This is a genomic window from Alcanivorax sp. (assembly GCF_051117345.1).
GTDB lineage: Bacteria > Pseudomonadota > Gammaproteobacteria > Pseudomonadales > Alcanivoracaceae > Alcanivorax.
Genome location: NZ_JBNPEC010000016.1, coordinates 1 through 9,487 on the forward strand (window position 1 = coordinate 1; position 9,487 = coordinate 9,487).

Here is a 9,487-nt window from a genome sequence, read left to right on the forward strand (position 1 = left end):
GTGGATGCCGCCAACAAGGTGCTGGGGGTAATTAGCCGACGTCATATTCTCAACATGCTGGATCAGAAGCTGGCCGAGCTGAGCAAGAAAGCCGGGTAATCTGGCTGTTTTTGCTCTATTTCAGGGCGCCATGATAGTCATATTTTGCACCAGGCAAGTGCAAGGCTTCTTGGGTGGCAATCCTGGGCGGTTTCGGTAACTGGCAGGATTTGCCCGTTGGTCACCGCCGTATTCGCCATGCAAGCATAGCTCCAACAAAAGAGAGGTAGCCGGCAGGCTACAGCTTCTTCACCCGCCGGTTCTTGCCCTTGATCTTGCCATCCAGTAACCGCTGCAGTGCCAGGTCGGCGCTGTCGCGTTCGATGGCCACGTAGGCCTGGTAGTCGGTGACGGTGATCTTGCCGACCTGATTACCGGGCATGCCGGCGTCGCCGGTGAGGGCTCCGAGAATATCGCCGGGACGCAGCTTGTCCTTGCGGCCAGCACCGATGCACAGGGTGACCGTGGGCGGCAGCATGGTGTCGCCGGCACGGGGCTTGAGGCTGGAGACCGGGTGCCAGTTGAGCTTTTCGCCCTGCAGTTCTTCGATGGCCATGGCCCGGCGGCTTTCGCGGGGGGCCACCAGGTTGATGGCCAGGCCCTTCTCGCCGGCCCGACCGGTGCGCCCGACGCGGTGAATGTGGGTCTGCGGGTCGTGGGACAGTTCCGCGTTAATCACCATGTCCAGGCTATCGATATCCAGCCCTCGTGCAGCCACGTCCGTGGCCACCAGTACCGACAGGCTGCGGTTGGCGAACAGGGTCAGCACTTCATCACGCTCGCGCTGTTCCAGGTCGCTGTTCAGAGCGCGGGCGGACAACCGCTGCCGACAGAGCTGGCTAACCACGTCCTGGCACTGCTGTTTGGTGACACAGAACACCACGCAGCTGGTGGGTCGAAAACAGGCGATAGCCTCGGCCACCGCTTCGTAGCGCTGCAGGGGGTCCACTTCGTAAAAACGCTGCTCGATGCGGGTATTGTCGTGCATCGCCTCCACTTCCACGTGTTCCGGGTTGCGCATGAAGGTTTCAGCGAGCTGCTTGATGCCCGCCGGATAGGTGGCGGAGAACAACAGGGTCTGGCGACGTTCCGGGGTCTGACGTATCACTTCGGCAATATCATCGAAGAAGCCCATATCGAGCATGCGATCCGCTTCATCCAGCACCAGGGTATTGAGCCCATCCAGGCTGAGAGTGCCTTTGCTCAGGTGCTTGAGTATCCGCCCCGGTGTGCCTACTACCACCTGGGCGCCATGCTCCAGAGAGCCGATCTGCGGGCCGATGGGCTGGCCGCCACACAGGGTAAGCACCTTGATGTTACCGACGCCCCGGGCCAGGCGACGAATCTCTGCGGCCACCTGATCGGCCAGTTCCCGGGTGGGGCACAGCACCAGTGCCTGGCAGCCGTAATAGCGCAGGTTCAGCGGGTGCAGCAGGCCGATGCCGAAGGCGGCGGTCTTGCCGCTGCCAGTGCTGGCCTGGGCGATCACATCCCGGCCCTGTAGCAGGGGTGGCAGGCTGGCCGCCTGCACCGGGGTCATGGCCGTGTAGCCCAGGGTGTCCAGGTTGGCGAGCATATCGCCGCTGAGTGGCAGGGAAGAAAACAGGGTATCAGTCACGTAAGGGCCCGAGTGGCAGGAAATCAGGCGTGCAGTGTACCAACTGTTGGGCCGGGGGCGATGGATTTCAGAGGGAGCTGGCTTTTCCTGGCCCGGGCGGCGGTTATTCGCCTTGCTGGCAAGGCGCCGACGGGGCGTGACTCTAGCCGTATTAAAAACGGGGTAGACAAGCAGGGCGATGTCATTCTAATCTTGTAAACACTTGTACACATTCAGATGTGCACTTGCTGCGTTGTACCCGATTGTGTGTCTGCATGGGTATTGCGTAGGGATTCGGTAAAAGGGGTTGGTCAGCACGCCCCGCACAAGCGGATACTGAAACCCGAACCGGACATAAAACAGCTACAACAACAGTGACAAAACGGATTATGGCGAGCCGCCCCGGCTGCCCGCCGCCAGCCTGGCCCGCCAGGCGAGCTTCACCTCAAATAATGACAACGACCGAGGAACCGTTATGCGTCAACCCGCCCAGCCCGAGCCAGGTGCATCCCCGTCTATCTGGTCTCGCCTGAGTACCATCACCGATTATTTTGCCTGGCCCTTGCGCACCTCCCATTACCTGGAGCTGATGAACCCGCTGTGGACCACGCACAAAATGCAGGCCCGCGTCGTCAAGGTCTGGGATGAAACCAAGGACGCCCGCACTATCACCCTGCGCCCCGGCCTGAACTGGCGCGGCCATCGTGCAGGTCAGCACGTGCGCGTGGGCATCCCCGCCGACGGCAAGCACTACACCCGCACCTACACCATCTCTTCCCCCCCGGAGCGGGATGACGATTGCTTCACCATTACCGTGAAGGCCATCGACAAGGGCACCATCTCTCACCACATCGTGCGCAATATCAAGGTAGGTGATTACCTGCCCATCGGGCTGCCGCAGGGGGATTTCTACCTGCCGGATGCCCAGCCGATTCAACCGCTGTTCATTACTGCAGGCAGCGGCATCACCCCGGCGTTCAGCATGATCAACAGCCTGATTGCCCAGGGTCGTTTGCCAGATACTTGCCATATTCACTATGCGCCCCACGAGTTTGATGTAGTGCTGGGCAAGGAATTGAAGGCGATGGATCGCTACAACGATCGCTATCACCTGCACCTGATGTATAGCCGCGAGGGCGACGACCCGAGCCGTAACCGCTTTTCGGCGGCTCAACTGGATGCGCTCTGCCCGGACTGGAAAGACCGGGATGTGTACGCCTGCGGCCCCCCTGCCCTGCTGGAAGCCATCGAGCAATGCATGGAAGACGCCGGCTGTAGCCGCCAGCTGCATGTGGAGCGATTCCGCGCTCCCTTTACTGAGATCCCCGACGATGCGGTGGGTGGCAGGGTGCGCTTTGCGCAGAGCGATGTGGAAGCCGACGGCGACAGTGACACACCTCTGCTGAAAGTGGCCGAGGAGGCTGGCATGAACCCGCCCCACGGCTGCCGCATGGGTATCTGCCATACCTGCAACACCACCCTGGTCTCCGGGTGTGTGCGAGATCTACGCACCGGCGAAGTGCTGAACGAAGCCGGCAGCATTGTACAGACCTGCATCTGCGCCGCCGCCGGCGATTGCGAACTGGATTTGTGAGGGAAGACTAATGAAAACCCATCAATACCCGGTCGACCTGACCGATGAACAGATCGAAGAATTCGGCCGCGAGCTGGAAGCCATTCGCAACGAGGTGTTTGATTCCCGTGGCGACCGGGATCGCGCTTATATCCTCAAAGTGATCAAGACCCAGCGCACCATGGCGGTGAGCTCCCGTTTTGTGATTTACCTGTCGCTGTTTTTCATTCCTGCCTGGGGACACGCGCTGGCAAGCTGGCCGGTGGCGCTCACCATCATGGGCCTGGGCGTGTTCGCGCTCGGCATCGCCAAGATCCTGGAAAACATGGAAATCGCCCATAACGTGCTGCACGCCCAGTGGGACTGGATGAAAGACCCGGAGATCCAGTCCAACACCTGGGAATGGGACACCATGAGTCCCTCGGACCGCTGGATGCATTCGCACAATGTGGTGCACCACACCTGGACCAATGTGCTGGAAAAAGACCTGGATGTGGGCTACGGCATCATGCGGGTGACGCCCATGCAGAAATGGAAGCCCGCGTTTCTGTTGCAGCCGATCTATTTCATTCTGCTGATGCTGCTGTTCGAGGAAGGCGTGGCCGTCCATGAGCAGGCCATCGATGACCACCTGAAAGGCAAGAACAAGCTGAAGGATTTCACCCCGCTGTTAAAACGCATCGGCTACAAGATATGGCGGCAGGTGGCCAAGGATTACATCGCCTGGCCACTGGCGGCGGCGCTGGTGGCGATCCCGATTTCCTTCTACGTGCCCTTCTCGCCTTTGCTGGTGTTCGGCATGGTGGCCGGCGCCAATGCCGTGGCCAACCTGATCCGCAACATCTGGGCCTTCACCATCATCTTCTGCGGGCACTTCCCCGCCGGTGCCCACAACTTCACGCTGGAACAGGTGGAAGGCGAAACCCGCGGGCGCTGGTATCTGCGTCAGATGCTGGGCTCTTGCAACATCGAGGGTGGCAAGCTGTTCCACATCCTGTCCGGCAACCTGTCACACCAGATCGAGCATCACCTGTTCCCGGACATGTGCAGCAACCGCTACAAGGAAGTGGCACCGCGGGTACGGGCGCTGGCCGACCGCTACGGCATTCCGTACAACAGCGCCTCCCTGTTCCGCCAGTTCGGCACCACCTGGTTGAACAACCTGCGCCTGGCTTTCCCCGGCGGCGGCGAGCCTTACGAACCACGCCGTGAAGAGGCCAGCCAGTCCTGACGTAGACCGTAGGGTGGATTAGCCAAAGGCGTAATCCACCCTACGTTTTGGCGATGTGGGCGCCTTGCTCGCGAGGCGCAATACAGTCTCTAACCCTGCTACGTCAGACAGTCATTCTTCATCAACTTCGTCAGCATTATGGCGTCCCGCATAAGACCCAATATGGGTACAGTCACACCCGTGCATTACCACTGGTTAATCCAATTGAGTCAGAACACACCCGAAATCTACCCCACTGCCGTACACAACCCACCCGGCACCTGCATCACCCAATCGCGAATAGCCAGAATCACCGGGTCATCCCGTCGATTTTCCGGGTACACCAGATAGAACGGCTTGCCTTCCAGTTCCGGACCGAAGGGTTGCACCAGGCGCCCCTCTTCCAACTCATCGGCTATCAAAGGGCGACTCATCAGGGCCACACCCTGCCCGCCAATGGCAGCGGAGATGGCGTGAGTTTCGTCGGAAAACACCAGCCCTGCACTCACATCCAGCCCCGCTACTTTGGCGCGCTTCTGCCAGCCGGCCCAGTCCAGAGGCGTGGCTAGAGCGCCCTGAGGACGGAAGTGAATCAGCGGATGCTTGGGCAGGTCCGCCGGATCGTTCAGATTCAGGTATAGGCTGCATACCGGGGCAAAGGTGTTATCGAACAGCTTTTCCGCGATCAGCCCCGGCCACTGGCCATCGCCATAGCGGATCGCCAGGTCGGCGGTGACGCCGTCCAGCGCCACCGGTTCGTGGGAGGCATGAATGCGCAGATCAATGTCAGGATGCACCTCGCGCAGCATGCACACCCAGGACAGCAGCCAGCGCACCGCCACCGCCGGCGTGGTAGAGAGCGTTACCGCCTGGCGGGAGGGAGCGGTTTTCAACCTTGCGACGGCGTCGCCAATGCTGTCGAAGGCCGCCTCCAGTGATTGAAACAATTCTCGCCCTTGAGGGGTAAGCAACAGTTGTCGGGGTTTGCGGACAAAGAGCGCCACCCCCAGCGACTCCTCCAGCCCGCGAATGTGGTGACTGATGGCCGTGGCAGTGACCGACAGCTCATTGGCCGCCTGCTTGGCGCTTTCATGGCGGGCAGCGGCTTCGAAGGCCCGCAGGGCGGACAGGGAAGGCAGGCGGCGAGGGCTCATAACTGAGTTAATCTCATCTATATCAGCAAGAAATGATCGTTTGTGGCGCCTTTACGCTTGTCGCTAGGCTGTTTTCATCGTCAACGATGAATGAGTACAACTCATAACACAAGGAGCCTGAGATGACACACCTTCTGCAACTGGATGCCAGCGCCCGCCCCGGTCTTGCCGGTACCGATGAGCACGGCTCCCTGAGCCGCCGCCTGACTCATCGCTTTGTGACTGCCTGGCAAACCCGGCAGCCGGATACCACCCTGACCCATCGGGATGTGGGCGGCGCCCCGCCCGCCTTTATCGACCAGCGCTGGATTGAGGCAGCCTTTACCCCGGCAGAGCGTCAGCAACCCTGGATGGCAGAGGTACTGGCCGAGAGTGATCAACTGATCGACGAGTTGATTGCCACGGACATTCTGGTTATCGGTGCGCCTCTCTATAACTTCGGCATGCCGGCCGCCTTAAAGGCCTGGGTGGACCAGGTGGTACGCATGGGGCGCACGGTGGACTATGACGAAACCCGACCGGACGATCCGTTTACGCCACTACTGGCTGAGCGGCCCCGCCACGCGGTGATTCTGTCGTCACGGGGCGGCGCCGGCTTCGGCCCCGGCGGCGCGCCCGCCGGTCTGAACCATCTGGGGCCCCGCCTGGACACGCCGCTGGAGGTGATCGGTATTACCCGCATTCACCGCATTGCCGTTGAACATCAGGAAGAAGGTGGGGAGCGGCTGGCCGCGTCGATCAGGGAAGCGGAGCAGCGGGTGGATGCCGTGGCGGCAGAATTGCAGAGCTCCTTTTCTGCTGAGGCAACCCCAAAGGCGATAAGCGCTTGATGGGTAGTTACTTACTCAGGACGTCAATTCGGGCATCCCGGCTTATTCCCGGATTGACGGGACCAGACCCCATCTCCGGCACACTGCCCGGATCGTAACAGCCTCCCGATTTTCCAGGCATTACTCTCCAGTGGACTAACGTGCTATTATTCTTTTTTACATTTGCGGTCAATTTTTGATCAGGGAAGAAAGGGGAAAGGGATGACTGTTGCGGTGGATAAAGCAGGACTTCATCACGTGGTCGCCGAGCTGGCGTTCATGGACAAGAATGAAATCAGCAACGATACAGCATTATTCAGCGGAGGCTTGATTGACTCAGTCTCTTTGCTGGAAATCGTTGTTTATCTGGAAAAAACCTACGGAATCAAGGTGGCCGGCACTGAATTGGCCCTGGAAAACTTTGACTCCCTCGACAACATCTCTGGATTCATCGCCAAGAAGCTTTCCTAGAAACCATGCAAATCAAAAAACTTGGCGGAGCCAACTGGTTCTGCATAGGGATTTGTGTACTTGGCGCGGCCGCTTTGTACCGGCTAGAGGCAAGCCACCTTCCCTACTTCGACACGATTTTCTCAAAGCATACCCAGGTGCATGAGTATGCCGGCCGGGCTATTGGCTTGTCACAACAAGGCGCAGCCATCGACAGCCCGGCACTGTATATTCTCGGTACTTCGGTCGTGCGGCAATCGCTCTGGCAACAGGCCATTATGCAGCGGGAACTGGCCAGCCGGAATGCTGATCTGTTTAAGTATGTGGATCTCAATACACCTGGCCAGCGACCGGTTGAGACCTTGTTTCTCGCCTATCTGAGCCAGCCTAGCCCTGGAGATCAATACTATTATTTTGTTTCCCCCATCACCTTCACATTCAGCCTTGAGGAGAATTTCGAGCGCCTGAACGGCAGGCTTTACCACGCAGATCCGACATCGTTTTTTCAACAGATTCTCTCTGAACGCCTCCATCTACCCGATGAATTCCTGATCTCCGAGCACTACTCCCTGGCGCAGTTCTCAGCGTATCTGGTTAATAAAGGCATTCTACATTTTTCCAACAAGCTACTATTTAGTGGCAGCCGGCCGGTATACCAGCGCTATTCCATTGACCATGATGTCGACAGCCCCCAATGGCAGGAAGCGTGGAAAAACGTAAGCCGGAAGAAAACAGCTGCCATGTCTCGCCAGGAGAACATCCATCACAACCTGGCCGTAGTGAAAGCCCTTGAGGGCTACCTCAGTGAAAGAGGCGCGACACTCCATTTACTTGCCGCCCCCATTCCGGAAAATGGCGTGAGTAGCGACTACCTTCAGGTATATCAGGAAATACATGCCCAGGTCTGTGATGGTCGGCAGAATTTCTCCTGTATCGACCTGAACCCGATGACCCGACTTGATCACTCAGACTTCAACGATCCAGTGCATACCAACGCCTCAGGCCGCAACATCTGGTCCCGCGTCTTTGTCGATTATCTGGCAGGGCAACCTCATCATGAACATTGATAACGATGCGTTCTATGCAGCGTCGACCATCCTTGTTTCACTGATCGCTTTCTGGAGCATACCTGCACTCCGCCGACACCAAGCGAGCATGTTGGGGGTAACCAGCGCGGTATTACTGGCAATGATCTCGCCACGCACACTGGTTGTACCTGTCATTGGAGGCCTTACCACTTTCTTTCTGGGGAAACCTCTTCGGGAAAATCGGTCCGGGTATTTTCTCATTCTATCCATGGCGGTTCCGCTTGGCACCCTACTTTGCTATCAATATTTTCTTCCTGCTGCTCAAAATGCTGGCTGGATAGAAAAATCAGTCATCCCTCTTGGGCTCAGCTACTACACCTTCAAACAGCTGCATTTTCTTTTGGAAAGCCATCGAGGGAATTTTTCGGACGCAACACTTGGTAGCTATCTATCGTATCTGCTGTATTTCCCCATGTTTATTGCAGGCCCAATCGAACGCTACAGCCCCTTCAAGAACCAGGTAATGGCTCCGCAGAGAGACTCATTACCAGATTTTTCTCTGGCATTCGAAAGGATCTGCAGCGGACTAATAAAGAAACTTCTAATTTCGGACATCATTCTCGCGCCCTTCATCCCGGAAGACCTTAGCAGCGACGAGCTAATGGCCATGGAATGGCATCAGCTAGTATTGATCTCGTTTATCAAGTTTCTGCGAATTTACATGGATTTCTCCGGGTACACCGACATGGCAATCGGTGTATCACTGCTGTTTGGCATACGCCTTATGGAGAACTTCAATCATCCTTTGCGCCAGAGCAACCTGGCGGAATTCTGGCGGGCCTGGCACATCAGCCTGTCCGGGTGGGCAAGGGATTATATTTATTTCCCGGTGCTGGGTCGCTGGCGCATCCCTTCGTTGGCACTGATACTGACGATGCTCACCATTGGCGCCTGGCACAGTCTGTCTCCAGGATGGCTGCTATGGGGGCTGCATCATGGCATCGGCCTCGCCGTACTCGCCTATTACCATCGAAAAACACGGAAGTACAAAATTTGGCGTACGATCATGCAAAACCAGGCCTGGGGCTACTTAGGCATCGTTACAGTCTGGTTCTACGTATCCATAGGCCATGCACTGACTTTCTTTCCAGAAGATATTGTTTTTTCACTCCAACTCTACATACGGACCTGGGGGCTCGGATAATGAAAAAAACACCGCTGCTACAGAGCAATCGACTGATACGCACGCTGATGCTGGGCGCAGGGCTGGCATTACTATGCCTGCTGATTGCCAGCGACCCTTCCCTGCAATTCCACTACCAGCAGTTTTAACCCAATGAATGAATTACTGGCCGCCTGCAGAAAGGCATTCAGTACTGAAGCTTCTCGCTTTACCCTTGTGGGTGAAAGTGGAGAGCTGCCGTTGACACGAAAAGACTATTGCCAATATGCCGGCCACCGAGTGCTATGGCCTCTCGAAAGCAACGCTGCGGCGATCAGCGACTTCATCAGCGCATTGCTGGACGGGGTAAAACCGACGCTCATCTCCCCCAAGACGCCCCCTGAAAAGCTACAGCAACTGCAGGCACGGTTTTCTGCGAGCATCTATCGACAGGGTGAAATTGTC

General features: G+C 57.6%; 10 protein-coding genes. 8 read left to right on the forward strand and 2 right to left on the reverse strand.

From position 1 onward, the window contains the following. Nucleotides 1-277: 277 nt before the first annotated feature. Nucleotides 278-1,657, reverse strand: a complete 1,380-nt coding sequence (gene dbpA, locus ACFE0K_RS01425; RefSeq protein ID WP_434534360.1) for an ATP-dependent RNA helicase DbpA — start codon at nucleotides 1,655-1,657, stop codon at nucleotides 278-280. A 454-nt stretch (nucleotides 1,658-2,111) separates the two neighbouring features. Here dbpA and ACFE0K_RS01430 point away from each other — a divergent pair, with 454 nt between their 5' ends. After that, the gene (locus ACFE0K_RS01430; RefSeq protein ID WP_434534361.1) at nucleotides 2,112-3,230 is read left to right on the forward strand and encodes a ferredoxin reductase; all 1,119 of its coding nucleotides are present in this window, start codon (nucleotides 2,112-2,114) and stop codon (nucleotides 3,228-3,230) included. 10 nt (nucleotides 3,231-3,240) lie between these two features. After that, nucleotides 3,241-4,440: a fatty acid desaturase family protein gene (locus ACFE0K_RS01435; protein WP_434534362.1), complete on the forward strand. Its 1,200-nt coding sequence runs from the start codon at nucleotides 3,241-3,243 to the stop codon at nucleotides 4,438-4,440. Between the two features lie 227 nt (nucleotides 4,441-4,667). On the opposite strand, the gene ACFE0K_RS01440 is transcribed toward ACFE0K_RS01435, so the two are convergent. After that, on the reverse strand, nucleotides 4,668-5,573 hold the full coding sequence (locus tag ACFE0K_RS01440) for a LysR substrate-binding domain-containing protein (protein ID WP_434534363.1): 906 nt from the start codon (nucleotides 5,571-5,573) through the stop codon (nucleotides 4,668-4,670). Between the two features lie 122 nt (nucleotides 5,574-5,695). On the opposite strand from ACFE0K_RS01440, the gene ACFE0K_RS01445 reads away from it, so the two are divergent. The 6 genes from ACFE0K_RS01445 to ACFE0K_RS01470 form a co-directional block, all read left to right on the forward strand. Further along, nucleotides 5,696-6,403: an FMN-dependent NADH-azoreductase gene (locus ACFE0K_RS01445; RefSeq protein ID WP_434534364.1), complete on the forward strand. Its 708-nt coding sequence runs from the start codon at nucleotides 5,696-5,698 to the stop codon at nucleotides 6,401-6,403. Between the two features lie 201 nt (nucleotides 6,404-6,604). Next, nucleotides 6,605-6,853 carry an acyl carrier protein gene (locus ACFE0K_RS01450; RefSeq protein ID WP_434534365.1) on the forward strand — a complete coding sequence of 83 codons (249 nt, stop codon included), beginning with the start codon at nucleotides 6,605-6,607 and terminating at the stop codon, nucleotides 6,851-6,853. A gap of 5 nt (nucleotides 6,854-6,858) precedes the next feature. Continuing rightward, entirely contained in the window at nucleotides 6,859-7,899 is a 1,041-nt protein-coding gene (locus tag ACFE0K_RS01455) for a hypothetical protein (RefSeq protein ID WP_434534366.1), read from the forward strand. Beyond that, nucleotides 7,889-9,064, forward strand: a complete 1,176-nt coding sequence (locus ACFE0K_RS01460; RefSeq protein ID WP_434534367.1) for an MBOAT family O-acyltransferase — start codon at nucleotides 7,889-7,891, stop codon at nucleotides 9,062-9,064. The genes ACFE0K_RS01455 and ACFE0K_RS01460 overlap by 11 nt, the downstream gene beginning before the upstream one ends. Continuing rightward, nucleotides 9,064-9,192 (forward strand): hypothetical protein, encoded by a 129-nt coding sequence (locus ACFE0K_RS01465; RefSeq protein WP_434534368.1) that lies wholly within the window; start codon nucleotides 9,064-9,066, stop codon nucleotides 9,190-9,192. The genes ACFE0K_RS01460 and ACFE0K_RS01465 overlap by 1 nt, the downstream gene beginning before the upstream one ends. Before the next feature lie 4 nt (nucleotides 9,193-9,196). Beyond that, the coding region (locus ACFE0K_RS01470) for a hypothetical protein (protein ID WP_434534369.1) at nucleotides 9,197-9,487 on the forward strand (291 nt) is incomplete at its 3' end.

What these genes read in the sequence shown, in the direction of transcription:
- ACFE0K_RS01430 (WP_434534361.1), top strand. Translation starts at nt 2,112, where the DNA reads ATGCGTCAACCCGCCCAGCCCGAGCCAGGTGCATCCCCGTCTATCTGG.
- ACFE0K_RS01435 (WP_434534362.1), top strand. Translation starts at nt 3,241, where the DNA reads ATGAAAACCCATCAATACCCGGTCGACCTGACCGATGAACAGATCGAA.
- ACFE0K_RS01440 (WP_434534363.1), bottom strand. Translation starts at nt 5,573, where the DNA reads ATGAGCCCTCGCCGCCTGCCTTCCCTGTCCGCCCTGCGGGCCTTCGAA.
- ACFE0K_RS01445 (WP_434534364.1), top strand. Translation starts at nt 5,696, where the DNA reads ATGACACACCTTCTGCAACTGGATGCCAGCGCCCGCCCCGGTCTTGCC.
- ACFE0K_RS01450 (WP_434534365.1), top strand. Translation starts at nt 6,605, where the DNA reads ATGACTGTTGCGGTGGATAAAGCAGGACTTCATCACGTGGTCGCCGAG.
- ACFE0K_RS01455 (WP_434534366.1), top strand. Translation starts at nt 6,859, where the DNA reads ATGCAAATCAAAAAACTTGGCGGAGCCAACTGGTTCTGCATAGGGATT.
- ACFE0K_RS01460 (WP_434534367.1), top strand. Translation starts at nt 7,889, where the DNA reads ATGAACATTGATAACGATGCGTTCTATGCAGCGTCGACCATCCTTGTT.
- ACFE0K_RS01465 (WP_434534368.1), top strand. Translation starts at nt 9,064, where the DNA reads ATGAAAAAAACACCGCTGCTACAGAGCAATCGACTGATACGCACGCTG.